General features: G+C 60.7%; 27 protein-coding genes and 1 tRNA gene. 18 read left to right on the top strand and 10 right to left on the bottom strand.

Annotation, left to right across the window (positions count from 1 at the left end; translation table 11 throughout):
* Positions 1–10: 10 nt before the first annotated feature.
* From sseB to J1G18_RS22735, 3 genes are all read right to left on the bottom strand, one after another.
* Positions 11–811, bottom strand: a complete 801-nt coding sequence (gene sseB / locus J1G18_RS22745; RefSeq protein ID WP_135295617.1) for an enhanced serine sensitivity protein SseB — start codon at positions 809–811, stop codon at positions 11–13.
* Between the two features lie 165 nt (positions 812–976).
* Positions 977–1,198 carry a hypothetical protein gene (locus J1G18_RS22740; protein WP_135295618.1) on the bottom strand — a complete coding sequence of 74 codons (222 nt, stop codon included), beginning with the start codon at positions 1,196–1,198 and terminating at the stop codon, positions 977–979.
* A 177-nt stretch (positions 1,199–1,375) separates the two neighbouring features.
* Positions 1,376–1,463 (bottom strand) — tRNA-Ser (locus J1G18_RS22735).
* Positions 1,464–1,586: 123 nt separating this feature from the next.
* Between J1G18_RS22735 and J1G18_RS22730 the strand changes: the two genes are divergently transcribed.
* Entirely contained in the window at positions 1,587–2,258 is a 672-nt protein-coding gene (locus tag J1G18_RS22730) for a Bax inhibitor-1/YccA family protein (RefSeq protein WP_027613775.1), read from the top strand.
* Positions 2,259–2,677: 419 nt separating this feature from the next.
* Positions 2,678–4,036 (top strand): hypothetical protein, encoded by a 1,359-nt coding sequence (locus J1G18_RS22725; RefSeq protein WP_223008545.1) that lies wholly within the window; start codon positions 2,678–2,680, stop codon positions 4,034–4,036.
* A gap of 43 nt (positions 4,037–4,079) precedes the next feature.
* Here J1G18_RS22725 and J1G18_RS22720 read toward each other — a convergent pair whose 3' ends face one another.
* Both J1G18_RS22720 and J1G18_RS22715 read right to left on the bottom strand, forming a co-directional pair.
* Positions 4,080–4,406: a YceK/YidQ family lipoprotein gene (locus tag J1G18_RS22720; protein WP_027613773.1), complete on the bottom strand. Its 327-nt coding sequence runs from the start codon at positions 4,404–4,406 to the stop codon at positions 4,080–4,082.
* 60 nt (positions 4,407–4,466) lie between these two features.
* Positions 4,467–4,904, bottom strand: coding sequence for an Lrp/AsnC family transcriptional regulator (locus tag J1G18_RS22715; RefSeq protein WP_027613772.1), 438 nt, complete (start codon positions 4,902–4,904; stop codon positions 4,467–4,469).
* 150 nt (positions 4,905–5,054) lie between these two features.
* On the opposite strand from J1G18_RS22715, the gene J1G18_RS22710 reads away from it, so the two are divergent.
* Positions 5,055–5,951: a DMT family transporter gene (locus tag J1G18_RS22710; protein ID WP_223008543.1), complete on the top strand. Its 897-nt coding sequence runs from the start codon at positions 5,055–5,057 to the stop codon at positions 5,949–5,951.
* Here the strand turns inward: J1G18_RS22710 and J1G18_RS22705 are convergent.
* The 3 genes from J1G18_RS22705 to J1G18_RS22695 all read right to left on the bottom strand — a co-directional run bounded on the left by J1G18_RS22705 (position 5,938) and on the right by J1G18_RS22695 (position 10,620).
* The gene (locus tag J1G18_RS22705) at positions 5,938–7,827 is read right to left on the bottom strand and encodes an acyltransferase family protein (protein ID WP_223008541.1); all 1,890 of its coding nucleotides are present in this window, start codon (positions 7,825–7,827) and stop codon (positions 5,938–5,940) included. The genes J1G18_RS22710 and J1G18_RS22705 overlap by 14 nt on opposite strands.
* A gap of 80 nt (positions 7,828–7,907) precedes the next feature.
* On the bottom strand, positions 7,908–8,948 hold the full coding sequence (locus J1G18_RS22700; protein ID WP_223008610.1) for an FUSC family protein: 1,041 nt from the start codon (positions 8,946–8,948) through the stop codon (positions 7,908–7,910).
* A 46-nt stretch (positions 8,949–8,994) separates the two neighbouring features.
* Positions 8,995–10,620 carry an NADP-dependent glyceraldehyde-3-phosphate dehydrogenase gene (locus J1G18_RS22695; RefSeq protein WP_223008539.1) on the bottom strand — a complete coding sequence of 542 codons (1,626 nt, stop codon included), beginning with the start codon at positions 10,618–10,620 and terminating at the stop codon, positions 8,995–8,997.
* Positions 10,621–10,993: 373 nt separating this feature from the next.
* Between J1G18_RS22695 and J1G18_RS22690 the strand changes: the two genes are divergently transcribed.
* From J1G18_RS22690 to J1G18_RS22625, 14 genes are all read left to right on the top strand, one after another.
* On the top strand, positions 10,994–11,347 hold the full coding sequence (locus J1G18_RS22690; RefSeq protein ID WP_098963893.1) for a c-type cytochrome: 354 nt from the start codon (positions 10,994–10,996) through the stop codon (positions 11,345–11,347).
* 76 nt (positions 11,348–11,423) lie between these two features.
* Positions 11,424–12,752: a D-arabinono-1,4-lactone oxidase gene (locus tag J1G18_RS22685; protein WP_193774891.1), complete on the top strand. Its 1,329-nt coding sequence runs from the start codon at positions 11,424–11,426 to the stop codon at positions 12,750–12,752.
* Between the two features lie 74 nt (positions 12,753–12,826).
* Positions 12,827–14,035, top strand: a complete 1,209-nt coding sequence (locus J1G18_RS22680) for a DSD1 family PLP-dependent enzyme (protein ID WP_223008608.1) — start codon at positions 12,827–12,829, stop codon at positions 14,033–14,035.
* Positions 14,036–14,309: 274 nt separating this feature from the next.
* Positions 14,310–14,921, top strand: a complete 612-nt coding sequence (locus J1G18_RS22675; protein WP_223008537.1) for a transposase — start codon at positions 14,310–14,312, stop codon at positions 14,919–14,921.
* A gap of 57 nt (positions 14,922–14,978) precedes the next feature.
* Positions 14,979–16,577 (top strand): ShlB/FhaC/HecB family hemolysin secretion/activation protein, encoded by a 1,599-nt coding sequence (locus J1G18_RS22670; RefSeq protein WP_223008535.1) that lies wholly within the window; start codon positions 14,979–14,981, stop codon positions 16,575–16,577.
* A gap of 12 nt (positions 16,578–16,589) precedes the next feature.
* Entirely contained in the window at positions 16,590–18,389 is a 1,800-nt protein-coding gene (locus J1G18_RS22665) for a DUF2341 domain-containing protein (protein ID WP_223008533.1), read from the top strand.
* 11 nt (positions 18,390–18,400) lie between these two features.
* On the top strand, positions 18,401–18,826 hold the full coding sequence (locus J1G18_RS22660; RefSeq protein WP_003224462.1) for an ExbD/TolR family protein: 426 nt from the start codon (positions 18,401–18,403) through the stop codon (positions 18,824–18,826).
* A gap of 3 nt (positions 18,827–18,829) precedes the next feature.
* Positions 18,830–19,534: an energy transducer TonB gene (locus J1G18_RS22655; RefSeq protein ID WP_027613761.1), complete on the top strand. Its 705-nt coding sequence runs from the start codon at positions 18,830–18,832 to the stop codon at positions 19,532–19,534.
* A 39-nt stretch (positions 19,535–19,573) separates the two neighbouring features.
* Positions 19,574–21,271, top strand: coding sequence for a putative porin (locus J1G18_RS22650; RefSeq protein WP_223008531.1), 1,698 nt, complete (start codon positions 19,574–19,576; stop codon positions 21,269–21,271).
* 18 nt (positions 21,272–21,289) lie between these two features.
* Positions 21,290–21,919 (top strand): DNA repair protein, encoded by a 630-nt coding sequence (locus J1G18_RS22645; RefSeq protein ID WP_223008529.1) that lies wholly within the window; start codon positions 21,290–21,292, stop codon positions 21,917–21,919.
* A 21-nt stretch (positions 21,920–21,940) separates the two neighbouring features.
* The gene (locus J1G18_RS22640; RefSeq protein WP_115987509.1) at positions 21,941–22,411 is read left to right on the top strand and encodes a YbjN domain-containing protein; all 471 of its coding nucleotides are present in this window, start codon (positions 21,941–21,943) and stop codon (positions 22,409–22,411) included.
* Positions 22,408–23,355 (top strand): peptidylprolyl isomerase, encoded by a 948-nt coding sequence (locus J1G18_RS22635; protein ID WP_134786271.1) that lies wholly within the window; start codon positions 22,408–22,410, stop codon positions 23,353–23,355. Before J1G18_RS22640 ends, J1G18_RS22635 begins: the two co-directional genes overlap by 4 nt.
* A 161-nt stretch (positions 23,356–23,516) precedes the next feature.
* A complete protein-coding gene (locus tag J1G18_RS22630; protein ID WP_223008527.1) occupies positions 23,517–24,497 on the top strand; it encodes a LysR family transcriptional regulator in 981 nt (326 codons plus the stop codon).
* A 191-nt stretch (positions 24,498–24,688) separates the two neighbouring features.
* Positions 24,689–25,198: a GNAT family N-acetyltransferase gene (locus J1G18_RS22625; RefSeq protein ID WP_223008525.1), complete on the top strand. Its 510-nt coding sequence runs from the start codon at positions 24,689–24,691 to the stop codon at positions 25,196–25,198.
* Positions 25,199–25,217: 19 nt separating this feature from the next.
* Here J1G18_RS22625 and J1G18_RS22620 read toward each other — a convergent pair whose 3' ends face one another.
* On the bottom strand, positions 25,218–25,910 hold the full coding sequence (locus J1G18_RS22620; protein WP_223008523.1) for an aspartate/glutamate racemase family protein: 693 nt from the start codon (positions 25,908–25,910) through the stop codon (positions 25,218–25,220).
* A gap of 205 nt (positions 25,911–26,115) precedes the next feature.
* On the opposite strand from J1G18_RS22620, the gene J1G18_RS22615 reads away from it, so the two are divergent.
* On the top strand, positions 26,116–26,607 hold the full coding sequence (locus J1G18_RS22615; protein WP_223008521.1) for a hypothetical protein: 492 nt from the start codon (positions 26,116–26,118) through the stop codon (positions 26,605–26,607).
* A gap of 133 nt (positions 26,608–26,740) precedes the next feature.
* Here the strand turns inward: J1G18_RS22615 and J1G18_RS22610 are convergent, their stop codons facing one another.
* Positions 26,741–26,959 carry a CcoQ/FixQ family Cbb3-type cytochrome c oxidase assembly chaperone gene (locus J1G18_RS22610; RefSeq protein ID WP_096797626.1) on the bottom strand — a complete coding sequence of 73 codons (219 nt, stop codon included), beginning with the start codon at positions 26,957–26,959 and terminating at the stop codon, positions 26,741–26,743.
* Positions 26,960–26,961: the final 2 nt, after the last annotated feature.

Below are 26,961 nucleotides of genomic sequence, written 5' to 3'. Positions count from 1 at the left end.
TGGACTTCCTTCATGCTTTGTCAAAACCAAACAATGAACGCAGCCAGCCTGCCGACTTCCGTTCATAGAAGGGCGTGGTTTGCTTGAGCAAGTAATCGCTAAGGCCTGAATCTGCGTCATGAACGCGGTACAGGTCAACGGGTTCGCCATCCGGAGCCAAGTCCGCGGCAACGCTGCCCGCTTCGCGCATGACCTGTTCAAAATCGCCGTCCGCTTCGATCCCGATGATCAGATGAGGCTTTTGGTCAGACGAAGCGTCATGCATCAATGCCAGAAACGCGCGCTTCACATTGCGATGTCTGGCGAGTAGTTGCTTGAGCGAATGGACCATCTTCGAGGGATATTGCGACGGCTGCCCGAGCAGTACCTGAGTGTCCTTTTCGACCGTGCGCTGCACTGGTCTCTGGCCGATCTCATCGGAGAGCAGGTAGCGCACTTCCTCGGGGAAAAACTCTTTCCCGTAGGGAGACTTCGGATTGAGGAAAAGAGGAGTGCCCAGCGTGATTTCAAACAGCGATCTGGCCGGGATCTCTATATAGGACTCCTCGCTGTTTATGGATCTTCGTAGTGTATGCAACGAAGTGAAAAACGGGATGACAGCGGAGCCGTCGGGCTTTTGCCAGTGCGCAATGCTGATGTTGCTGCCTGCCTCAAGATTGACTTGCCCTTCGCCAGTGCCGGTGGTGCCTAGGACGTAGATATCCGAATTCAGCAGTGTCTTGAAAAAATCAGGTCGGTGGGCGGGTTCATCCGCCGCCAGTCTGAGTGACTTTTCGAGGGTGTTTTCTTGCTGGGTATCCATGATGTCCATCGGCCGTTCCATCAATGCAGGCAAAAAAATGGGTGACAAAGAACGCACAGTTTTTCACGCTGCTGTGAAAACAGGAAGAACTGAAGCCTGATAAATCTGCCGCATCAGGAAGGCAACACCGCGTGATGACGCCGAGCCGCGTGGAAAGAATGCTCTATCTCGTCTTCAGTTCATTTGCGCACCGTAGAAGTGGTTGAGCAGTATCAACTCAATCACAGCTACAAAAACGCACAGCACGAGAAAGCCAGGACTGAAGACGCGTTTGCGGCCGGATGAGCTTATATCCATCCAGTTAGCGCCGGAATCACCGGAAGTCAGCAGCAGAAACATTGCCCAGGCACAAGCCCAAACTTTGCCCCAGAAACCAGCATTTCTGAAAGAAGTCATCCGTGTTTTTCCGTATGCCGCTTAATTCGGCAGATCTTTATTTGCTGGTTAAGCTTGGCGGGAGGGCATTTACGCCTCCCAGAGAATGCTTCCGTGCCAAACGAGACGGCCGATTGATTTCCTCAACCCCCAGAAACGACAAAGCCCTGAATAATCAGGGCTTTGTCGTACATAAGATGGCGGAGGCGATGGGATTCGAACTCATGGACCTGTTACAGTCGACGGTTTTCAAGACCGTTGCCTTAAACCACTCGGCCACACCTCCGTTTGCGTTGCGGGCGCCATAATACCTGAATGAAACACACTGTCAAACTCTGTGCATGGCTTGTTACAGAGCGTCTGTTATGATCTTTGCCACTGAACGTTTCAAACCAACAGGAGTGTCGCCATGCGCGAACAGGATTACGCAGTTCACAACAGCGTGCAGGCTGAGCAGCTAGAGGTTAGCCGCGTCCTGCGCAACACTTACGGTCTACTGGCGCTCACCCTCGCATTCAGCGGTGTGATGGCTTTCGTGGCCCAGCAGATGCGCGTCGGCTATCCGAACATTTTCGTGGTGCTGATCGGTTTCTACGGGCTGTTCTTCCTCACCAACAAACTCCGTGATTCTGCGTGGGGCCTGGTGTCCGCCTTTGCGCTGACCGGTTTCATGGGTTTCCTGCTCGGCCCGATCCTCAACCGTTACCTGGGCATGCAGGGCGGCGCTGAAGTGGTCAGTTCGGCATTCGCGATGACCGCGCTGGTGTTCGGTGGTCTCTCGGCCTACGTGCTGATCACCCGCAAGGACATGAGCTTCCTCGGTGGTTTCATCACCGCCGGTTTCTTCGTGTTGCTGGGTGCAACGCTGGCGAGCATGTTCTTCCAGATCAGCGGCCTGCAACTGGCGATCAGCGCCGGTTTCGTGCTGTTCTCGTCGGTGTGCATTCTGTTCCAGACCAGCGCGATCATCCACGGTGGCGAGCGCAACTACATCATGGCAACCATTAGCCTGTATGTATCGATCTACAACCTGTTCATCAGCTTGTTGCAGATCTTCGGCATCATGAGCCGCGACGACTGATCGCTGTTTGTGAATCAACAAAAAACCCGCTTCGGCGGGTTTTTTGTTGCCCGTGCGAAAACGTAGTGGCCTTTCGCCGACATTTTTTCAAGAAATCATGGCGCCTTTATGGAATTGGCCTACACCTAAGACAAGGAAGAACGGCAGGCGGTCGACAGGAGTCGGCATGCAGTAACACCTTCTACAGCCCCCGCATCCCATTTTTCTTCTTCTGTTCAAGCCCGGAGCGTCGCCCGGGTTGTCGTATTCGTTCATCCGGAAAACAGGAGGTCCTCCAAACCAGCCTACCCAGATTCAACCGTGAGTTGCTCTCGGCCCGCAAGCCGAGTCCCTGATTATCAAAAAAATAATGGAGGCCCTGGTGGTCGGACTCGATTCATGGGTCGCTGCAGGCGTTGTCCCAATCAAGGAGATCATCGATGAACCAGCCCCAAGGAAAGCGTGCCGTATTGGCTATCGCGACAGCACTGTTCAGTGCCTCGACTCTTGCCGGTGTCTACCCCGATTTTGGCTATCAGCCACCCGCCAGCCAATATTCAGGCCCGTTGTTCGAACTTAGCCAGAGTTACCCGACCCAAGCTCCCCAAGGAGCGCTGCCGGATTTTTTCAAAAAACTCCCGGCCAAACCCGACAACAACTTTGAAACCTGGCGTGCCTACATGGAGGAGGTGAAGCACTATTGCCTGGAAGGCAATGTCGAGGTTGATTGGAATGTACAGAAGAACAAGCTGCGTCAGTGGTACCACATGCCTTGGCAGCACTATGGCCCGCTGGGGCGTGAAGGTATTCATGGTCTGACCAAGGAAGCGCAGATTCCGGTCAAACAACTGGCACAGACGCAGATCGCCAGTGGCCAGACCTACGCCGTGGGCATTTACAACGACATTGGCGCCTACACCATTGGCGAGGTCTGGAAAGATCCGAACAACCCGGATCCTGGCTTCACTTCGCAACCCAAAAGCTTTGCCAATGGCACCGTAGTCTGCAAGGCATTGTTTGCCGATATTGATCGCACCACCGTACCGTTCCTCGTCAACCCGGTGTTGTGGCAAGGCTATATCACTGAAACTTTCACGTCCGCAAATCGCAAGATCAAAGATGTTGCGCTCATTCAGATGGACATCGCCGTGCGTGATACCCGTATGAGCGACACAGGCTGGATTTTCGGCACCTTCCAGTACAACGGGGCTAAAACCGGCAAACCCGGTTGGGACAATCTCGTTCCGGTCGGGATCATGTGGGGTAACGATCCGAAAGAAACTGGCAATGACTTCACCAATCCGACGCCGACTGAAACCAGAATCAACCCGGCATTGCAGCAGACGGCAATCAACGCCAACACCAAAGAACTGCCGCCCACCCACTTGGGCTGGAACGGTCGCCTCAACGGGCCTGTAGACAACCCCAACAGTTCCTGCCTGAGCTGCCACGCCACGGGGGAGTCGCCACAGGTGGCGATCATGAATCCCACCTTCCAGCCCAAGGACAAAATACCGAGCCCGGGTTCTGCGGAATGGATGAAGTGGTTCCAGAATATTCCGGCGGGTCATCCGTTCACGCCAGGGACCAAGAGCACGGACTACAGTCTGCAACTGTCAGGCGGTCTGGTTAATTATTTCGAATGGAAATGTGACATGAGCGGGATCTACGCCGATGGCAAGAACGCCTGCGCCAAGGTTCAGAACCTCAAGTTGAAAATGCTCAAGACAGGCGACGACAATTCGCAGCCTCAGCAAAAAGTCATGCGTGACCCAAGCTTGCAGCAATTGCTCGAGTAAAGTGCAGCAGCCTCCAGACGTCTCGGCGTCTGGAGGTTTTCAATCAGTTGATCACGATGCTGCCATCGGCCTGTTGCTTGTAAATCGTGTAGGGCAGCAAGAATGTGTCCAGCACACCCGAAACTGCTGCATCGACCACCAGGCCAAGGGAGGCGTTGTTGTAATTGAACGCGTCGACGTCATCCGGCTTTTCGGCGTGCAGCATGCAGAAGTCGTAGGTTGCACCGCTGTAAATGCGCGGAACAGCGCCGCAGTAGCTCTTCTTGGTCTTCAGCTGGTCCACAGAAGCCTTGTCGCTGAGCACGACGGTCTGCACCGTCCCGCACCCGCCGAGCATCAACACCGTCAGCATCACTGCCTGAATTCTCATTACCGCCCAATCCTTTCGCCGGGAAAACCTCAATCTACGCCGAGCAGGCGCAAAAAGCACTCACGCCATCGGCGGTAACCGGCGCTTGACCGGGGTTTTCTTGACGATCGCGGTGTTGGTTTCGGCCAGCGTATTTAGGCGGTCGAGCAGGGTGTCCAGCTGTTCCATCGAGCGCACGTGCAGGCGGGCGATGAAGCAATCTTCCCCAGTGACCTTGTCGCACTCGGTGAACTCCGGGATCGACATGATCTGCCGTTCCACTTCTTGCAGTTGACCCGGCAGTGGTCGCACCCGGACGATCGCCTGGAGCTGATAGCCGAAGCATTTGGGGTCGATCTCGACGGTGTAGCCCTTGAGCACGCCGCGCTCCTCCAGGCGGCGCAGGCGTTCGGCCACGCTGGGTGAGGACAGGCCGCTGATTTGCGCCAATGCCTTGAGCGAGCGACGCGAGTCGTCCATCAAGGCGCTGATGAGGATCTGGTCGATATCGTCGGTCATGGGGCAACTCCGGTATTAGGCGTTTAAGGGAAACCACCCACGATAAAAAAGGCAGAAATCGAGTTTAGCCTGCTTTTTGCGCTGGAGGCGCTCGTGGTCGGCTTGGCATACTTTCGCCACGCTTTCGTCAAACGCTTAGGGAGATCGATGATGGACAACACAATCCGCCCTGGTTCATTGGAAATGACCGCCGCCATGCTGATTTCCGGGACCATCGGTTGGTTCGTGCTGATCTCCGGGCAACCGGTGCTGGATGTGGTGTTCTGGCGTTGCGTATTCGGCGCCGGCACCTTGCTGCTGATATGCGCGGCGTTCGGCTTCTTGCGTCCGGGCATTCTGACCCGCACCACGTTCCTGCTCGCGGTGCTCAGTGGGGTGGCGATTGTCGGCAACTGGGTGTTGTTGTTCGGCTCGTATTCCCGCGCCTCGATTGCCATCGGCACGGCGGTCTACAACGTGCAGCCGTTCATGCTGGTCGGTTTGGCGGCGCTGTTTCTCGGCGAGAAAATCACCTTGCAAAAGCTGTTCTGGCTGGCGATTTCCTTTCTCGGCATGCTGGCGATCGTCAGTGCCCATGGCGGGCAGGGCGAGGGCGGTAGCGAATATCTGCTGGGGATTGCGCTGGCGTTGGGGGCGGCGTTGCTCTACGCGATGGCGGCGCTGATCATCAAGCGCCTGACCGGCACGCCGCCGCATCTGATCGCGCTGATCCAGGTCTGCACCGGAGTGCTGTTGCTCGCGCCGTTCGCGCACTTCAACGGCCTGCCGCAAACCAACGGAGCCTGGGCCAGTCTGGTGACGCTGGGCATCGTCCACACCGGCCTGATGTACGTGCTGCTGTACGGCGCGATCCAGAAACTGCCGACTGCCCTGACCGGTGCGCTGTCCTTCATCTACCCGATTGCGGCGATTTTCGTCGACTGGTTCGCCTTCGGCCATCGCCTGCAGATCCTGCAATGGATCGGGGTGGCAGCAATTCTGCTGGCCGCCGCCGGGATGCAACAGGGCTGGGGCCTGAAAGCCCGGCGCCAGCTCAAATCGGCTTGATCAGATCCTTGAACAGGCCTTTGAGCTGCTGATTGCCGGCATCCACCAGATGATTATCGTCAAAGTACAGCGGCACGCCGTCCATGGAGCCCATGCAGTTGCCGTCGGGGCACAGGTACGGCGTCGGGTCGATCACCGTCGCGTTGCAGCGGCTGGCGGCGGCTTCGATGGTTGCGATGGCGATGCGGTTGCGCTTCTCATAGACCTGCAACGGCAAGGAAATGTCTGTGTTTTGCCGGAACAGACGCTGATTCAGATTCAAGCCCTTGTAGACGCTGAAAGGCATCTCCGGGATCGGTTTGACGATGTACACCGGATGGTTTTCCGCGATCGAGCAGACCGTGCTGACGTACTCTTCGGTATACGCTTCGGCAAACGTGGCCTGGCGCTCGGGAAAGGAAATCCGGTAGCTGTTTTCCCGGCCCGAATCCGCATACAGCGCCGCACGGCTGAACAGCACCACCGGCACGCCGGCGTACGCGGTTTTCAGTTGTTGCAGCTTTTCCTGATTGAAGCCCCGGCACTGGCTTTCGACGGTCTTGTCGTGCATGGCGAAGTGCGTCAGGGTCGGGCAACCGCCCCGTGACCATGACAGCGCCGCTTGCGGGTTGTCCATCTGCACCGCCGCTGCGGTGGATTGCGCATGACTGTCGCCGTACAGAATTACCGACACATCACCCGTGCCCAGTTTGCAATCCGCCGCCGCATAGGCATTCGGGTAGCACTCCTGCGGATACAGCTTGCTGGTGTATTCCGGCTGGCCAAGTTCGACCAGTGCCGGGCGCCAGTCGGGATGTTGCTTGACCAGCGACGACGTCGTTGCCGACACGGCCACCACCGCTACCGTCAGTGACGCGAACTTGATCACTGTTCGAGTAGCGCTCGTACCTTTCTTCACCTTAGTTTCCACCAGGTAGAACGACAGGGTGCCGAGAGCGAACGAGGCGATGATTGCGCCGATCACGTGCGGCCAGCTGCTCAACAGCCCGCACAGGTAAAGCATTACCACCAGCGGCCAATGCCACAGGTACACCGAGTAGGAAATGCTCCCGACAAACTGCAGCGCAGGATTGCCGCTGAACATCGACCGGGTGTTGCCGTGAATCACCAGCATCGTCCCCAGCACCGGCACCAGTGCCAGGTAGCCCGGCCACAGATCCGCCTCAGAAAAAACCAGCACGCTGACGGCAATCGCCAGCAGACCGAGCCCTTCGCAAATCGCGCCGCCGCGCTGGCTCAATCGCAGGGGAAACAGAAAAACCAGGCCGCCAGCGATCATTTCCCAGGCGCGGGTGGGCAGCATGTAGAAGGCGAACGTCGGGTTGACGCGGGTCACGATGATGGACGCCAGCAGCGAAATCAGCGCCACGGCCAGCAAGGCAACGCGGGTTTTATCGGTGCCGAAGAACCGGTGCAGCCCCATGATCAGCACGGGGTAAAGCAGGTAGAACTGCCATTCGACCGACAGCGACCAGGTATGCAGCAACCAGTTTTCATGCAGCGGCGCCGCGAAGTAATTGCCGCTTTGGGCAAAGCTGAAGTTCGAGCTGAACAGCAGACTGCTCTTGATCGTACGGATGGTTTCGCGCAAGTCATCCAGCGGCAGATAAAAGTAGCCGAAGATCAGCAGCGCAACGCACAGGACCAGCAGGGCGGGAATGATGCGGCGGGCGCGGGAGGCGTAGAAACCGAGGAGGGAAAAGTTCTGCTGCTGCACGCCATGGACGATGATGCCGGTCATCAGGAAGCCGGAGATGACGAAGAACACGTCTACGCCGACGAACCCGCCCTCGAACCCTGGCACCTTGAAATGAAACAGCACGACCGAAAGCACGGCCAGTGCCCGCAGGGCGTTGATACTCTTCCTGAATTGCATTTATGCGTCCATGTCACATCCGTTGTGCGGCGCATTGTAGTGATGATGTCAGCTTTGTTACATGGGTTTTTTCCGACGGCTCAGATGTTCCAGCGCGGTGCAGTCATCGCCAGACGCTGGCGCAGCTCGCCAATGTTTGCGGCCAGTTGTCGGGTCAGTAACCGATAACCGTCCAGCGTGCTGTAGACCGGTGTGTCGAGGCTCGCGTCAGGCAACTCCAGCGGGCGCTGCAGGCGTTGCGTGGCACCGGACTTCAAGGCCCGGGCCATGCCGATCAACTGTATGCGGATCACCCGGTGCTCGGCCCGCAGTGCCGATTGCAGGTGCGCCATGGCTTCGGGGTCGTTGGCATCCGGGCGTGTGTTGCCGAGGATCTCCAGGGTACTGACGCACATCCGCAGGTTGCGTTGAATCGCGTCCAGCTCGGTCATGGAGATTTTCACTTCCTTGGACACCGAAGGCATCAGCGAGCGCAGTTGCACCATCACTGTGGTCACCCGGCCCATCAGCTTCAGATGTTCATCGGCACTGACCGGTTGACCGCTGATGATCCGCCCGTACAACGTGGCGCAGTCGCGCAAGGCGTCGGCCAGGTTGTAGCGCCACGAATACACCGCGTACAGCGGCAGGGCGAAGGAAAATGCCAGGGCCAGGGCGATGCCGATCAGGATGTCGACCCCGCGCCACAAGCCATCGGTGATCGGGTTGTCGCCATGTCCGGCAACGATGAACACGGTGATCGCCGAGAGCAGGGCGGTGTAACCACCTTTGCCGATGGCGTGATAGGAGAAGAACCCGCAGACCACCGCCATGGCAAAGTAGGTCAGCCACGGCAGGCCCAGCCATGCCTGTTGCGCCACCAGCAGCAGACCGACGCCGGCACCGATCAGGGTGCCGGTGGCGCGTTCGGCGGCTTTCTTGCCGATGTTGCCGTGGTGTTGCAGACCGCCGATCACCACCAGCATGGTCACCGATGCCCACTCGCCGTGGGGCAGGTTGATGCCGGTGGTCAGCAGGATGGTCGCCAGCAGCCCCAGCGCTACCCGCACCGCGTGAATCAATCGGGCGTGCTGGTAGCGGCGGTACGGGTCCAGCAACGGACGCAGGATTCGCCGCAGCAGCGGTGGCAGTCGTTGGGTGCTGAAGGTGCTCAGTGCAAAGTCCTCGTCAGAAGATGTAATCGGTGGTCAGGAAGCTCGAATCGCGGCCGCGAATGATTTCGCTGATCAGATCCTTGTTGCTGTCCTGGAACTTGGTCGCCACCAGTGTGCGGATCGAAAACACCCGCAGGGCATCGTGTACCGACAGCGTGCCCTCGGCGGAGTTCTTGCGCCCGTTGAACGGGTAGGTGTCCGGGCCGCGCTGGCACTGGGTGTTGAGGTTGATCCGCCCGACCTGATTGGCGAAGGTATCGACCAGTCGGCCGATCGCCACCGGGTTGGTGCCGAACAGGCTCAGTTGTTGGCCGAAATCCGATTCCAGCACGTAGTCGATCACGGTATCGAGGTGACGGTACGGCACGATCGGCACCACCGGGCCGAACTGTTCTTCGTTGTACACGCGCATCTGCGGCGTCACCGGGTACAGCACGGCGGGGTAGAAGAACGATTCGCGACTCTCGCCGCCATTCGGGTTGACCACTTGTGCGCCCTTGCTCTGCGCGTCGGCCACCAGACCGTGCAGGTAGTCGACCTTGCCCGACTCCGGCAGCGGCGTCAGTGCCACGCCGCTGTCCCATGGCATGCCCGGCTTGAGGGTGGCGAGTTTGGCGTTGAATTTTTCGATGAAGGCGTCGACCACGTCCTCGTGCACAAAGAGGATCTTCAGCGCGGTGCAGCGCTGGCCGTTGAACGACAGCGAACCGGTGACCGCTTCGCTGACCGCATTATCCAGATCGACTTCCGGCAGGACTATGCCGGGGTTCTTCGCATCCAGGCCCAGCGCGGCGCGCAAGCGGTGTGGTTTCGGGTGCAGTTTCTTCAGGTCGCTGGCGGCCTTGTTGGTGCCGATGAAGGCAAAGATGTCGATCTTGCCGCTGGCCATCAGCGCGCTGACGGTTTCGCGGCCGCTGCCGTAGATCACGTTGATCACGCCGGTCGGGAAACTGTCGCGGAACGCTTCGAGCAACGGGCGGATCAGCAACACGCCGAGCTTGGCCGGTTTGAACACCACGGTATTGCCCATGATCAGCGCCGGAATCAGCGTGGTGAAGGTTTCGTTCAGCGGATAGTTGTAAGGCCCCATGCACAGTGCCACGCCGAGCGGCACGCGGCGGATCTGGCCGAGAGTGTCCTGCTCCAGTTCGAAACGGCTGGAGCGGCGGTCGAGTTCCTTCAGCGCGTTGATGGTGTCGACGATGTAGTCGCAGGTGCGGTCGAACTCTTTTTCCGAGTCCTTGAGGTTCTTGCCGATCTCCCACATCAGCAGCTTGACCACGGCTTCGCGCTGTTGGCGCATGCGGCCGAGGAACGCTTCGACGTGCTGGATGCGTTCGGCCACGCGCATGGTCGGCCACAGGCCCTGACCACGATCGTAGGCACGCACGGCGGCGTCGAGGGCGGTGAGGGCGGTGTCGGCGTCGAGCAGCGGGGTGCTGCCGAGAATCACTTGTTCATCGCCATTTTCGCCGTGCAGATACACCGGGCTGCGCACGGTGGCGAGTGGGCCGTCCCAGCGCCGCAGTTGGCCATCGACGAGGTATTCGCGTTGCTCGACCTGACCGTCGAGGCGGTATTTTTCCGGGATGTCGCTGACAGAAGGGAACAGATTGCCAAGGATGTTTGCTGTAGTCATGTCGCTACCCCGTGTTGATGTCCGTATACAGATCAAAAAGTCTTTACAGGTTATACGCCTGAATGCGCCGATATTTAAACCCGCCAATGTCACGCGAATGTCACGCAGAGATGCGGAACAGAGCTCTGACTGGTTTATGAAATCCAATGTGGGAGCGGGCTTGCTCGCGAATGCGTCCTTTCAACTGACATCCTCATTTGCTGACACACCGCATTCGCGAGCAAGCCCGCTCCCACAGTTGAATGGGGTGGCCTGAACACTCTCTACTGGCCCCGGTTGGCCCCATCGTTGTCCGGCAATGCCCTCAACCCGCTGCCGTGCCTGCCTTAAGGTGTGATCACAACAAAAAGCGATGCCACCCTCGAGGATCGTTATGCGGGCAATCCCACTCACTTTACTGCTGGCGCTGATGATGACGCTGTGCGGCTGCGACGAAAAATCCGCACCGCCGGCGACCACTCACAATGCTACTCCCACCGACCCGGCACTGGCGCAGATCTACACCAACAGCTGCCAGCTGTGTCACGCCAACCCGGCTGCCAATGCGCCGCTCACTGGCGATCGTCAAGCCTGGGAACCACGCATCCGCCAGGGCGCCGACACGCTGCTCGACCACGCCATCAACGGCTACAACGGCATGCCGCCGATGGGCCAGTGCGTCGAGTGCACCGAAGAACAATTCCTGCAACTGATCGGCTTCATGGCCGACCAGCCCCTCCCACAATAAGGGCGCGCGCATGAGCATGGATCTGACACGGCGTCAGTTGTTGCAACGGGCAAGCATCGTCGGCGCGTTCAGTGCATTGGCGGCCAATCCCGCGCTGGGACAATTGATGCGCGCCCCGCGACTGATTCCCTGGCGCAACTGGTCGGGCGGGCAGAGTTGCCTGCCGGCGGCGCGGCTGGCGCCGAAGAATCTTGATGAACTAAGCGCTGCGATTCGTCAGGCCCAGGGCAAGATCCGCCCGGTCGGTTCGGCACATTCGTTCAGCGCGCTGGTGCCCACCGACGGCACATTGCTGTCGCTGAGCTACTTCACCGGGCTGCTCGACCACGATCCGAACACCCTGCAGGCCGAATTCGCCGCCGGTACGCCAATGTCGCGCATGGGCGTGCCGCTGAAGGACGTCGGCCAGGCTCTGCAGAACATGGCCGATATCGATTACCAGACTCTCGCCGGGGCAATTTCCACCTCGACCCACGGCACCGGCAAAACCTTTCAGTCGTACTCGGCGCATGTCTGCGGCCTGCAACTGGTGACGGCCAACGGCGAGGTGCTGGACTGCGACAGTCAGCGCCACCCGGAAGTGTTCAATGCCGCCCGGGTATCCCTTGGGGCACTGGGTGTGGCGACGAAAATCCGTCTGCAAAATCGCCCGGCCTACCGCCTGCGTGAGCGTCAATGGATCGCCAAGACCGAAGAGCTGCTGGAAGACCTCGACAAAAACACCCGGGAAAACCAGCACTGGGAAATGCTCGTGGTCACCCATTCCGACTACGCGCTGTCCATCGCCCTCAACGAAACCAGCGACCCGGCTACGCCGCCGATTCCCCCTGAGGAGGAGGGCGGCAATGAGTTCGTGACCCTGATCGAGAAAATCGACAAATACGGCAGCGACTTCCCCGAGCTGCGCCGCACGCTGCTCAACAGCCTGCGGCATATGGCGAGTTTCGATGACCGGGTCGGCGACTCGTTCGACATCTACGCCAACGTGCGCACCGTGCGCTTCAACGAGATGGAATACTCGGTGCCCGCCGAACACGGCCCGGCCTGTCTGCGTGAAATCCTCAAGCTGATTCAGGACAAGGACCTGCGCACCTGGTTTCCCATCGAGTACCGCTACGTTAAGGCCGACGACATTCCGCTGAGCATGTTCGAGGGCCGCGACAGCTGTTCGATCTCGGTGCACCAGCATTACCAGATGGATCATCACAACTTCTTCGCCGCGGTCGAGCCGATCTTCTGGAAGTACAACGGCCGCCCGCACTGGGGCAAATTGCACACGCTCAACGCGAAGAATCTGCAACCGCTGTACCCGCGCTGGCGCGAGTTTGTCGACGTCCGTCAGGCGCTGGACCCGAGCGGACGCTTTCTCAATGCGCATCTGTCGTCGATTCTGGGGGTGAGCTGATGGCGGTCAATCGACGCAATTTTCTCCTCGGCACGCTGGGTGTCGGCGCTTTGTTAGTGGGCGTAGGCGCCTGGCTGCGACCGGGTGATCGTGGCGGCCCGTACAGTGAGTATTTCCGCGCGCTGAATAAAGAGCTGAAGGACAACGGCCCGATGCGCCCGGTGTTGTTGATCGATCTGGATCGCCTCGATCACAACATCGACGTGGTGATGCAGTCGGTCAAACGCGGCGGCAAGCAATTGCGTCTGGTGGAAAAATCCCTGCCGTCGCCGGGCTTGTTGAGCTACATCGCGCAACGGGCCGGGACGCAAAAACTCATGTCGTTTCACCAGCCGTTTCTCAATCACGATGCTGTAGCGTTTCCGCAGTCCGACATCCTGCTCGGCAAGCCGTTGCCGGTGCGTTCGGCCGAGCTGTTCTATCAAACCCACAAAGGCCCGTTCGATCCGTCCATACAGCTGCAATGGCTGCTCGACGGGCCTGTACGGCTGCAGCAATACCTGGCGTTGGCGCAAGGGCTGGGCACGCGGATGCGCATCAACATCGAACTGGATGTCGGCCTGCATCGCGGCGGGGTCAGTGATGTGAATGTGCTGGGGCAGATGCTCACGCTGATCAGCGCCAATCCACAACATCTGCAGTTCGCCGGGTTCATGGGCTACGACCCGTTCGTGGGCATGGGCGTGCCGGGGATTCTCGGTTCGCCCGAGGAACTGTTCGCCAAGGTGATGGTGATTTATCAGCGCTGCGTCGATTTCACCCGACAGCAGTATCCGACGTTGTGGAATGACCACCTGTGCCTGAACACCGCCGGCAGCCCGAGTTATCGCATCCATGAAAACGAGCAGTTGAGCACCGAGGTTTCGGTGGGCACGGCGATGCTCAAGCCGACGCATTACGACCTGCCTTCTCTGGTTGACCAGGTGCCGGCGACCTACATCGCCACGCCGGTACTGAAAAGCACTGGTGCGGTGAATATCCCGGCGCTGGATGACAAGTCGACGTTGTTCTCGTGGTGGGACACCAACCAGCGGCAGACTTTTTTCATCTACGGCGGCAACTGGATGGCCGAGTTCGAATCGCCGCCAGGGTTGCTGAGCAATGGGGTGTACGGGCGCAGTTCGAATCAGGAGATGGTCAACGGCTCCAACGCCGTGGGCCTGACCATCGAAGATCAAGTGTTCCTGCGCCCGACCCAGACTGAAGCCGTCCTCCTGCAATTCGGTGATCTGCTGGCGGTGCGTGGCGGCAAGATTGTCGACACCTGGCCGGTCTACACCTGACCCAAAAACACCTCAGATACCCCTGTGGGAGCGGGCTTGCTCGCGAAAGCGTCCTGTCAGTCAGCATCTATTTGACTGGCACACCGCATTCGCGAGCAAGCCCGCTCCCACAGGGTTTTGTGTTGTCTGTCAAATCCCGATCAATTTCTGTAATGAAGCTTTTATGACAAAAGTTCGGTAGCACATAGCCAGTCCGGTCATGCCTATGTAACGCGCTTGAGGGGCCCAACGGGGCGCTTTTCACAAGCCGAGGCGGGACGCCGGGAGTGAGGCAATGGGGACTATGGAACGCTACTCGAAAGTGGGCATGCAGGAACTCGATCAGCGCCTGTCGAAGATCGTCGAGGCCGCGCGCAAGAAGCCGGTTTCGGTATATCGCTACGGCGCGCCGTGGGTCTGGATCGTGTCGCAGGATGACTGGCAGGGCGCCTTGAAAGAGGTCTCCAGCTACATTCCGCCCGGCCATTCGCTGGTGTTGCTGCGCCCGCAGATCGATGACTTGCTCGACGCCCATCAAGGCCTGTTGCACGAACTCAATGCCGAGCCCGGCATGCTCATCCCCGCGCAAACCGTCATGCACATCCTGCTCCTGCAACTGCTGTATTCGGTGCCCAGCGAGCAGCAACTGTATGAGCAACTCAATTACAACCTGCTGTTCCGCTGGTTCGTCGGTCTTGGCCTGAACCAGAAAGTCTGGAGCTTCAACGTCCTCAGTCGTGACATCGCCACGCTGCTCAACAACCCGCGTGCGGTGCAGCTCATTCAGAAAATCATCGGCGAAGTGTTCTGCGGTGCCTTGCTGCAAATGCCCGAGTTCTCGTTGAACTTCGCGCTGCTGCACACCTGGCTCGGCAAGCACAGCGGTGTCTCGACAGTCAGCAACTGACGCAACACACAAGGCGCGCAACAGCGCCAACAGGTCATCGCGAATTCAGGGGGTAGTGTGGATCAGATTTTCACGTCACGGCTGGCGCTGTGGGGCTGGCTGCTGGTGACGGCCGGCGCGCAACCGGCATTCGCCGAAGAGGCTGCCCAAGGCGCCGCGCCGCAACGTCTGGTGGACGTCAACGAATACTTCGTGCGCGGCAACACCGTGCTCGACGCCCGGGCAATTGAAGAGGCGGTGTACCCGTTTCTCGGCCCGCAAAAAGCCATGACTGACATCGAAGGCGCCCGCGATGCCTTGCAGAAGGCTTATCAGCAGCGCGGCTACCAATCGGTGTTCGTCGAACTGCCGGAGCAAGCGGTAGCGGACGGCATCGTCTATCTGCAAGTCAGCGAAACCAAGGTCGGCCGGGTGCGTGTGGTCGGCGCCAAACACTATTCGCCGCTGGACATCCGCGACAACGTCCCGGCGCTGAAAGAGGGCGAGGTGCCGGACTTCGCCAAGGTTCAGGGCGAACTGGCGCAGTTGAATAAAACCCCTGGCCGTCAGGTCATGCCGCTGGTGCGCGAAGGTCAGCGCCCCGGCACCATGGACGTCGATTTGCAGGTCGAAGACCAGAACCCGTGGAGCGCCAGCATCGGCCTCAACAACGACTACAGCGCCGACACCGAAAAGCTCCGCGCCGTCACCAGCCTCGGCTACAACAACCTGTGGCAACTCGGCCACAGTATCAACCTGACGTACTTCACCGCACCGCAGGACACCGACAACGCCAAGGTCTGGTCGGCTTCCTACACCGCACCGCTGACCGAGCGCTGGAGCGTGCAGTTCTCCGGTTATCAGTCCGACAGTAACGTCGCCACCATCGGCGGCAGCAACGTGCTGGGCAAGGGGCACTCCTACGGCGTGTCGGCGATATACACGTTGCCGTCCAGCGGCAGCTGGTCGAACTCGCTGTCGGCCGGCATCGACTTCAAGGACTTCGACGAGCGCCTGACCCTGTCCGGCGAGAGCGACAAGGTGCCGCTGAAATACGCGCCGTTCACCTTCGCCTACAACGGCTTCCGCTACACCGAAAAGAGCCAGCTCGGCCTCGGTCTGAGCCTGGTTGCGGCCACCCGCAGCATCTTCGGTTACGGCAGCTCCGACGAAGACTTCGACTACAAACGCTACCGGGCCAACCCGAGTTTCGCCGTGCTCAAGGGCGACAGCAACTTCACCTGGACCTTCGACAACGACTGGCAGAGCGCGAGCAAAGGCGCGTTCCAGCTGGCGTCGGGGCCACTGGTCTCCAACGAACAGTTTTCCGCCGGCGGCGCGACCTCGGTGCGCGGCTATCTGGCGGCCGAGCGCACCGGTGATGACGGCGTGCTGCTCAGTCAGGAGCTGCGCACCCCTTCGCTGGCGAAATACGCCGGCAGCTGGATGCAGGAATGGCGCTTCTACGCCTTTGCCGAAGGCGCGCAACTGTACCTGCGCGACGAACTGCCGGACCAGGACGCCAGTTACGCCCTGGCCAGCGTCGGCCTCGGCACCCGCGCCAGCCTGAGCAAATGGCTGTCCGGCAGCCTCGACTGGGGCTACCCGTTACTCGAAGGGCCGAACACCTCGAAGCAGGAGTCGCGCCTGCACTTCAACCTTCAAGCCACTTTCTAAAGGAGCACGTTCATGCAGCGCCTCATTCTTTCGTTGTTGATCTGCCTGGGCTTCGTGCTCCCGGCCACGGCGCAGGCCTGGTGGCAGGACGACTGGCATTACCGCAAACAGATCGCCGTCGACACCACGCCGCAGGGCGCCGGGATCAATCAGGCCCTCGGCCGCACCGCGTTGCTGGTGCGCCTGCACACCGGCAACTTCACCTTCGATGGCGTCAAGGAAGACGGCGCGGATTTGCGCTTCGTCGCCGCCGATGACAAGACCGTGCTTAACCACCAGATCGAAAGCTTCGATGCGCTGATGGGCATGGCGCTGATCTGGGTCGATGTGCCGAATGTCGAGGGCGGCCAGCGTCAGGACATCTGGATGTACTACGGCAACCAGAAGGCCCCGGCCACCGGCAACGGCCAGCTGACGTTCGATCCGAATTACACCGTGCTGTATCACTTCGACGGCGCCACCGGCACCCCGGCCAAGGACACCACCGCTTACGGCAACACCGCACAAAGCGCCACCGGCGCGGCGATTGACGGTGTAGTGGGGCGCGCCTTGCAGTTCAGCGGTCAGCCGTTGCTACTGCCGGCCAGTCCGTCGTTGCAGCACAGCGCCGGCAGTGCGTTCACCTTCAGCGCCTGGCTGCGTCTGGATCAGGCCAATGGCGAGCAACTGATCCTTGCCCGCCGCGAAGGCGCCAACAGCCTGCTGGTCGGGGTCAATCAAGGTGTGCCGTTTGTGGAGATCGACGGCCAGCGCGCCGTGGCCTCTCAGCCGCTGAACCCCGGCCAATGGCAGCACGTCGCGCTGACCGCCGAAGGTTCGAAAGTCAGCTTGTACATTAACGGTCGTGAGGGCGCGACGCTGGCTCAGGCGATGCCGGCGTTCAATTCGGTGATGGCGATTGGCGGCGATCTGACCGCTGGCCCGTACCAGCCGTTCGTGGGCGCCATCGACGAACTGCGCCTGTCGAAAGTCGCGCGTCCGGCGCCGTTGCTGCTGGCTGATGCGACCGCGCAAGGCGCCGAGTCGAAACTGGTGGCCTACGGCGTCGATGAAGAACAGTCCGGTTTCGGTTTCGGCAGCCTCGGTTTCCTGCTCAATGCGGTGCCGGTCGACGCCTGGGTGATCATCGCCGTGCTGGTGCTGATGATGTTCCAGTCGTGGATCATCATGCTGCGCAAGAACCGCACCCTCAGCCGCGTGAGCAAGGCCAACGAGGATTTCCGCGAGCAATTCGCCAAGGTCGGTACGCGCCTGGAGATGTTCGCCGACGACGCGCAACTCGCCCAGCGTCTGCAGCATTCGCCGCTGTGGCGCCTGTACGCGGTGGCGGTCAAGGAAATCCGTACCCGCCGCGAGCAGGGCGCCGATACCTCTTCGGTGTCGGCGGCAACCATTGAAGCGATCCGCTGCTCGATGGACGGCGTGCGTATCCGTGAGAACCAGGCGCTCAGCTCGAAACTCTCGACCCTGTCCAACGCCATCGCCGGCGGCCCGTACATCGGCCTGCTCGGCACCGTGCTGGGGATCATGGTGGTGTTCCTCGGCACGGCCATGGCCGGCGACGTCAACATCAACGCCATCGCGCCGGGCATGGCCGCCGCATTGCTGGCCACCGCCATGGGCCTGTTCGTCGCGATCCCGGCGCTGTTTGGCTACAACCGCCTGATCACCCGCAACAAGGAAGTCAGCGCCGACATGCGCGTGTTCGTCGACGAGTTCATCACGCGTCTGGCGGAGATGCACGGCGAGAGCCAGTTCAGTGAGTCGTCGCATCAGCGCGGTCATCACGCCAACCACTCCGTACCGGCCTGAGGAGCACTGCCATGGCGTCCGTAAATGCCTCCCACGACGATGACGAAGATGCAGCGGTGGACAGCATCAACATCACCCCGCTGGTCGACGTGCTGATGGTGGTGCTGGTGATGTTTATCCTCACCGCCACCGCGCAGGTCTCCGGGATCCAGATCAACCTGCCCAAGGCCAGCGCCTCGGTGTCGCTGTCGGAGGCCAAGACCAAAGCGATTTCGGTCAACGACGGCGGTCAGGTGTTCCTCGACGCCTACCCGGTGACCCTGGCCGAGCTGGAAGAGCGCCTGCGTATCGAGAAGGCGCAGAGCCCGGACTTCCCGGTGATCGTGCGCGGCGACGCCACGGTGCAGTACCAGAAGGTCATTGAAGTGCTGGATCTGTTGCGCCGGCTCGAACTGTCTCAGGTCGGTCTGGTGACCGGCAAACCGACGCAGGGCTGAGTGATGACCGCACAACTTCCGATCGAGCCGCTGCCGGTGAAAAGGTCGCCGATGCGCTTTGTAAAGTGGGGCGCCGGGCTGCTGCTCGGCGCGCTCGCCGCGTGGTTCCTGTGGCAGTGGGCCAATGACATGAGCGGCGTGCGCCGTGAAGCGCCGAAGGTGCCGACGATCATTCCGTTGCCGCCTCCGCCGCCGCCACCTCCGGAAAAACCACCGGAGCCGGAAACCCCGGTGGAAGAAAAAGTCGTCGAGCCCGAACCCACGCCCGAGCCGCAAGAGGTCAAGCCCGAGGAAGAGGCGCCGCCATCGCCGGCGGACGATCTGGCCAACCCGATGCAAATGGACGGTGACGCGCAGAGTGGCAACGACGCTTTCAACATCGGCGCCGGCAAGGGTGGCGGCATGGCCGGTGCGGGTGGCGGACGCCTGGGCACCGGCACTTACAGCCAGTTCCTCGCGTTCACTTTTCAGCGCTTGCTGCGCGAGAACCCCGATCTGCGCAACCTCGCATTCTCGCTGCAGGCCGATGTGTGGCTGAGCAGCGTCGGCGAAATCACCCGGGTCGAGCTGGTCAAGTCCAGCGGCAAGCCCGAGATCGACACTCAGGTGCTGGCCGCATTGCGTAACGCGCCCCATCTGAGCGAACGGCCACCGGCCTCCATCACTTTGCCTGTGCGCCTGTCCCTGCAAGGGCGGCGTCCGGGTTAACCGAATTCATAAAGCTGTATGAAAAGGAGTTGTGTGCAGATGATTTCCAACGTGAATCGATTGTCCCTGGCGGTCGGCATGGTCATCGCGACCCTGGTCGGCCAGGCCGCGGCAGCGCCTGCGCCCTCGGAGAACGCCACGATCAATCTGATCCGCTTGCTGGTCGAGCAGGGCATTCTGAAACAGGACAAGGCCGACGCGCTGATCGCCCAGGCGCAGAACGAAGCCGCCCAGGCCAAGCAGGCAGCGGCTTCGACAGCCGTAGCGGCCGGACCGGTGGCGGCACCGGGCGATGTGCGCGTGCAGTACGTGCCAGCGGCAGTGCGCGACCAGATCCGCGATCAGGTCAAAGCCGAAGTCATGGCCACCGCCAAGCAGGAAAACTGGGCGGCGCCCAACACCTTCCCGGACTGGGCGTCGCGCATCAGCTTCGATGGCGACATCCGCCTGCGCGACGAATCGCGTTACTACTCGGGCAGCAACAGCAACGAAATCGTCGACTTCGCCAAACTCAACAACAACGGCCCGTACGACGTGAACCCCAACAGCAGCACCAGTCTGCCGCCGCTGCTCAATACCCGTGAAGATCGCACCAACCAATTCCGCCTGCGCGCACGTCTGGGCATGAAAGCGGTGATCTCGCCGGAATGGACCGCCGGCATCCGCATCGGCACCGGCTCGGACAACAACCCGGTGTCGACCACGCAGAACCTCGGCGGCGGGTTTGCCAAGAAAGACATCTGGCTCGATCAGGGCTACCTGAACTGGAAGCCGACCGATGAGCTGACCCTGACCGGCGGGCGCTTCGCCAACCCGTTCATGTCCACCGACATGCTCTATTCCAACGACCTGAATTTCGACGGGGTGGCGGCGATTTTCGACCACAAGCTCAACCGCGACTGGGGCGTGTTCGGCACCGTCGGCGCGTTCCCGGTGGATTACACCAACGACACCACCACCAGCAACGGTTTCGACAAGGAAGAAAGCGACAACAAGTGGCTCTACGGCGCGCAGCTCGGCGCTAAGTGGGCGATCAACAGCAACAACCGCCTCAAAGGTGCGCTGGCCTACTACCGCTTCGACGACATTCAAGGCCAACGCTCCAGCCCTTGCGAACCTTGGGCCGGCGCCCCGGGCTGCGACACCGATGGCAGCCGTGCGGCGTTCATGCAGAAGGGCAACAGCGTATTTCTGCTGCGCGACATCACGCCGAACCCGGCCAACCCGACCACCACACCGCAGCCGCAGTTTGTCGGCCTGGCATCGGAGTTCAACCTGCTCGACCTGAACCTGGTGTGGGACGCCGATCTGCCAGAGGACTTCAAGCTGCGCAGCCAGGGCAACTACATCCACAATCTCGGTTACGACGAAGGCGACATGCGCAAACGCGCCGAGGGGCAGATCGTCAACAACCTCAACAGCAACGGCGAGATCGAAAGCGGCGCCAATGCGTGGATGGTGCAGTTCACCCTCGGCAACGCGCTGGATCTGAAGAAGCAGGGCGACTGGAACCTGTTCGCCGGCTACAAGTACATCCAGCCGGATGCCTTGCCTGACGGCTTCAACGATTCGTCGTTCCACCTCGGCGGCACCAACGCCAAGGGCTATTTCCTCGGTGGCAATTACGGTCTGGCGAAGAACGTCTACGCCACCGGCCGCTGGCTGAGCACCGAGGCGGTGTACGGCGCGCCGTTCGACATCGACGTCTTGCAGCTTGAGATCAACACGCGCTTCTAAGGCGCCGGGAGTACGGTCATGCACGCACGAGTTTTTCTGTTGGGGCTGAGTTTTTTCATTGCACAAGGCGCGCACGCCGAAGGCATGGAGGAGCGTCTGCGTACCCAGTTGCGCAGCACCACTCAGCAGTTGCAGGCCCTGCAAAGTCAGCAGGCTCAGGCCAGCGCCGCGCAACTGGCGGCGCAGAACGAAGCCAAGGCTGCGCAGGCGCAGATCAAGCAATTGACCGCCGAACTGGCCAAGGCCAAAGGCGTCGCCGAGCAGTTGGCCGGCCAGCAGCAGAACCTGCACAGCCAGGCGCAAGCGCAAGTCGCCGCCAGCAGCGAACAGGTCGGCAAGTTCAAGAAGGCCTACGACGAGTTGCTGGTCATGGCCCGTGCCAAAGAGGCAGAACGGTCTAAGCTTCAAGCGCAATTGGCTGAACGTGACACACAAGTGCAGCAATGTTCAGTCAAGAATCAGCAGATGTATGGCGTCGCCAAACAGATCCTCAGCGCTTACGAAAACATCGATGTGGCCGAGGTGATGAAGATCCGCCAGCCCTTTGCGGGCAGCGCCCGGGTCAAGTTCGATGAGCTGGCCCAGGGGTTTGGTGACGAGCTGTACAAGACTCAATTCGACGCGCCGCAAGCTGCGCTCGCACACTGATTTACAAACAAGGAAGAAGTCATGACTCAATTGATCAGCCATGTGTCCCCGCAATCCCTGACCGACGTCCTGCAAGCGGCCGGTTATCGCGTCAACCAGACCGAACAGAACGGCATCGTGCAGTTGCTCAGCGCCAGTCAGGGCATCGGTTATGCCGTGCGTTTCGGCAACCCGGCGGTGGAGCAGGGCAGCTACGTCGATTTCACTTTCAGTTGCGCGCTGCGGGTGCAAGGTGAGTTGCCGCAGGGCGTGGCCGAACAGTGGAACGCCACCCGGCGTTTTGCGCGGTTGTCGTTGCAGGGCGAATTTCTGGTGATGGAAATGGACGTGGTGCTGGCGGCCGGTGTGAGCAACGATCACCTGCGCGGCAATCTGGAATTGTGGGATCGCCTGTTGCAGGAGTTCATCGTCTACCTGCGTGATTTCAGCCAGGCCGCACAAGCTTCGACAGCAAAAGTCGCCACCGCTGAGCAAGAGGAAGTCGCGCTGTGAAAAAGCCTGCCATGGTGATCGGCGCCGGGGCAGTGGCGCTGTTGGTGGTAGCCGTGGCGCTGGTGCTGCGACCGGGTGCTGACCCGGTCGCCGCCCAGCAATCGTCGCCGTTGGCGGCGGTTGCTGCGGGGCCTGCGGTGGCGCGGTTGGGCAATCAGCAAGTGACGCCGCAGGAGTTGCAGGCGCTGCTGGCGACCGTCCCGCCGGCGACTCGCGAGCAATTGCGCGGCAACCGTGAAGCGCTGGAGCGCTGGATTCGTGCGCGGTTGGCGGAAAAAGCCGTGTTGGAACAGGCCGACGCTCAGGGCTGGGCACAGCGTCCGGACGTGGTGCGGCAAACCCGCGCGGCCACTGAGCAGATCGTCTTTCGCGATTACCTGCGCTCGGTCAGCACGGTGCCGGCGGACTACCCGAGTGCGAGCGAGTTGCAGCAGGCGTATGACGCTGGCAAGGGCAACTGGCAGACTCCGGCGTTGTATCGGGTGAGCCAGATTTTCCTCGCGGTGCCGGATGCCCAGAGCCTGGAAGCTGTGCGCAAGCAGGCCACCGAGCTAAGCAAGAAGGCCCAGAGCACACCGGGGGATTTTGCCGCGCTGGCGACTCAGTATTCGCAGGATCGCCTGACCGCCGAACGCGGCGGCGACACCGGGCTGCAACCGTTGCAGCAACTGGTGCCGGAGGTAAGGGGTGCGGTGGCGAAATTGAAGGTCGGTGCGGTGTCCGATCCAGTGCAGAGCGCGGCCGGCTTCCATGTGATCAAACTCACTGAACAGCAACCGGCACGTACTGCGACCCTCGACGAACTGCGCGACCAATTGACTCAAGCCTTGCGTGCGCAACGTCAGGAGCAGATTGCTCAGGCGTATCTGGACGGGATGCTCAATACCGCGACGCTGAGTATCGATGGGGCTGAGCTGAACAAGGTCCTCGAAGAGAAACGCTGATGGTGATTCACCGCAGATCCCGGGTGGGAGCGGGCTTGCTCGCGAAAGCGGTGGGTCTTTCAACAAACAAGTTGGCTGGCATGGCCCCTTCGCGAGCAAGCCCGCTCCCACATTAGAACCGTGGCGTTTTCCAAAATACAAAGATCGACAGGGAGTCATCGATGTCATTCACCGAACCCGCAGGACGACAGGGTAGCCCCGACTATCGCTGGGCACAGGGCGAGCGCGAGCCTTGGCTGGCGCAAGCCGCGACCATCGATGCCGAGGTCGCGCAATATTTTCTGGTCAGTGCCCGTTGCGGCTGTTTCATGCAGGCGGCGCGCAGCCTCAACGTGCGCTCGACCTTGCTGCGCAAGCAGTTGGCGCAGCTTGAGCAGGAACTGCAGCACTCGCTGTTCAGCTTTCAGGGCAGCGCCCTGAGCCTGACCCGTGAAGGTCAGCAGTTGCAGGCGCAACTGGTGGCGCTGGCCCACGAACGCAAACTGCCGGTGGTCGAGCAGCCACTGGTGCGTTTGGCGGTAGCCGAATCGATCCTGCATGACATTCTCGGTCGCGACCTGATCGCGTTGCTGCGGCGCAATGCCAGCGTGCGTCTCGAGATCATTGCGCTGGACAGCGAGTTGGCCTTGCGCGCAGTCAGCGCCGACGTGGTGCTGTGGCTGGCCCACGGCGACACCCCCAGCCCCGGCCCGACCTTCGCCACCAGTCAGCCGCAGGCCCTGGCGCGTCTGGATTACCTGCCGCACATCGCCAAACGCTATTCCCGGGTCACCGCGCGCCCGGCGAGTGCCGATGATCTGAGCGATTTCATGCTGGTGCAATGGCAGCACGACCGGCAGATCGACAGCTTCCGGCCGTGGAATGAACTGGTCGAACAACGTCTAGCCGGCGTGGTGCAGATGCAGTCCTATGAGCTGATGCTGGAAATGATCCGCTGCAGCGCTTGCATCGGGTTGCTACCGGCGTACATGAGCCGTTTCGATCGCGGGCTGATTGCGCTGCCGGGGTTGTTTGACGAGCCGATGCAGTTGCAGGCATGGCTGGCGGTGAATGCTGAATCCCGGGACGTCGCCGAGGTGCAAACCCTGGTCGAGCTGATCCAGCACACCTTCAATGAGCGCCAGGAGTGGTTCCAGACCTGATCCGATTCTGCCAACACCCCCAATCCCCTGTGGGAGCGGGCTTGCTCGCGAAAGCGGTGTGTCAGGTGACAGCGATGTTGAATTTCAGACCGCTTTCGCGAGCAAGCCCGCTCCCACATTTTGATATTCGCCAGCCAGACGCTCAACGGTTTAGAGTAAGCGGCCACACATCGATCCAGGAAGGATCCGCCATGCCCGACCACAACCCCGCCATCACCCTCGAACGCTTCAACGAATCCCATATCGAGGCCGTTACCGCGCTGTACAACGATCCGGCTGTGACCCGGCAGGTGTTGCAGATGCCGTTTCAGTCCACCGAGATCTGGCGCCAACGGCTGCTGGCGGAGAACGAGCGGATGGTCAAACTGGTGGCGCTGCACCAGGGCGCGGTGGTCGGTCATCTCGGGCTGGAAAACTATTCGCGAATTCGCCGCGCCCACGCCGGCAGTGTCGGCATGGCGGTCGCCGTGGCCTGGCAGGGCAAGGGTGTCGGGTCGAAACTGCTGGCGGCGGCGCTGGACGTCGCCGACAACTGGATGAACCTGCACCGGGTCGAACTTTCGGTGTACGCCGACAACCAGGCGGCTATCAATCTCTACCGCAAGTTCGGCTTCGAGAACGAAGGCCTGTTTCGTGACTACGCCGTGCGCGACGGGCAATGGGTCGACACCCTGAGCATGGCCCGTCTGCGTCGTCGATAAGCCAAAAATCCTGTGGGGGTCAGTTGCCCAGAGCGAACGCCACCGCCGCCTGCGCATGCAGTTCGGTGGTGTCGAGCAGGGGCAGGGCGCTGTGTTCGGGTTTGACCAGCAGGCCGATTTCCGTGCAGCCGAGGATGATCGCCTGGGCGCCGCGCGCAGTCAGCGCTTCGATCACCCGTTGATAGATTTTGCGTGATTCGTCACTGATCACTCCGACGCACAGTTCGTCGTAGATGATCCGGTGCACGTCCTTGCGCTCGGCGTCGTCCGGCACCAGTACCGTCAGACCCTGCGCAATCAGGCGCTGCTTGAGAAAGTCCTGCTCCATGGTGAACGCCGTGCCGAGCAGACCGACCGTGCGCGCACCGATGGCCAATGCTGCCTGCGCCGCCGGCTCGGCAATGTGCAGGAACGGAATGCTGATCGCTGCCTGAATCTGCGCCGCGACCTTGTGCATGGTATTGGTACACAGCACCACGCATTCGGCGCCGCCGGCCTCGAGCCTGCGCGCGGCATCTACCAGAATCGCCGCTGCGTCGTCCCAGCGCCCGGCGTGCTGCGCCTGTTCGACCGGGCCGAAGTCGACGCTGTACATCAGGATTGGCGCCGAGCGCAGCGAGCCGAGCCGGTCACGAACCTGTTGATTGATGAGACGATAATATTCCGCGCTGGATTCCCAGCTCATGCCGCCGATCAGGCCGATGGTGCGCATTGAAACTCCTCGAACAATGGCCCGTATTGGAAAAGTCGGGCTCCGGCCGAGTGTCCATCGGTTCAATGACGGATGCCAGTACAAAGCAACTGTACCGTTGATCCTGTTGCCAAGTGTCCCGGTGCCGGCGATCGAGGTTTAACGTACGCCGGCGCCTCGATCTGTCACTATCGACTATCGCAGGCTCTCCCCGAGGAACGTACCGATGAACGACGTACAACAACTGGGCGAAATGCTTCGTCACTATGCCGAGAGTGAAGCGCACAAGAAGCAACTGTTCGAAACGCAGTCACAGGCGTGGGCCAGCCGCATCACCGAGCTGTTCGGCCAGATCCAGCAATGGCTGGAACCGGTGCAGGCACCGAACCTGCTGGAGGTGAGCCGCGAGGCTTACGTCGCGTTCGGCCCGAGCACGCCGGTGGAAACCTCGACCTTCAAGACCGAGAAACTGAGCATCGTGATTGCCGGCAAAGCGGTGGAATTCGTGCCAGACGTGATGGGCAGCGCCGGGCAGATTTCCCTGGCGGTGATGGGCCTGACGGCGGCGCGCTACGGCAGCATTTCGCTGGTCGGGCTGCCGAACGGCGAGTGGCAATGGCGCAAGACCAATGGCTTGAAGGATCCGGACACCTTCGTGTTCGATGCGGATTTTCTCGCGCAGCAGTTGCAGAGCCTGATTCCGCGCGATCGCAGCTGATATCCAGGGCTTCAACCATTTCCTCCTGTGGGAGCGGGCTTGCTCGCGAAGGCGGCAGCCCATTCAACATTGATGGTGACTGACATACCGCTTTCGCGAGCAAGCCCGCTCCCACAGTGGATTGAGGGTGGTTCTACATATCGAGGTTGATCCAGCCTGGCTTCGCCTCTTCCGGCGCCACCGCCTTCACGGTTTTGCCGGTCGCCAGTTCCACCCGCCGTGCCACCTCCGGATCATCAGCAAACGGCACCATGCTCGCATCGTCGAGGCTCTCTGAAGTCTGATGGCGCAGGCAGTACTCCACCGCCAGCCACAGAAACACCACCCCCAGCACATTCAAGAAAATATCCATCC

The sequence above is a fragment of the Pseudomonas sp. MIS38 genome (genome assembly GCF_019891575.1).
In the GTDB taxonomy this organism is placed as follows: Bacteria; Pseudomonadota; Gammaproteobacteria; order Pseudomonadales; family Pseudomonadaceae; genus Aquipseudomonas; species Aquipseudomonas putida_A.
Note: the sequence above shows the minus strand (reverse complement) of the source record. Positions and strands in the feature narration are given on the sequence as shown.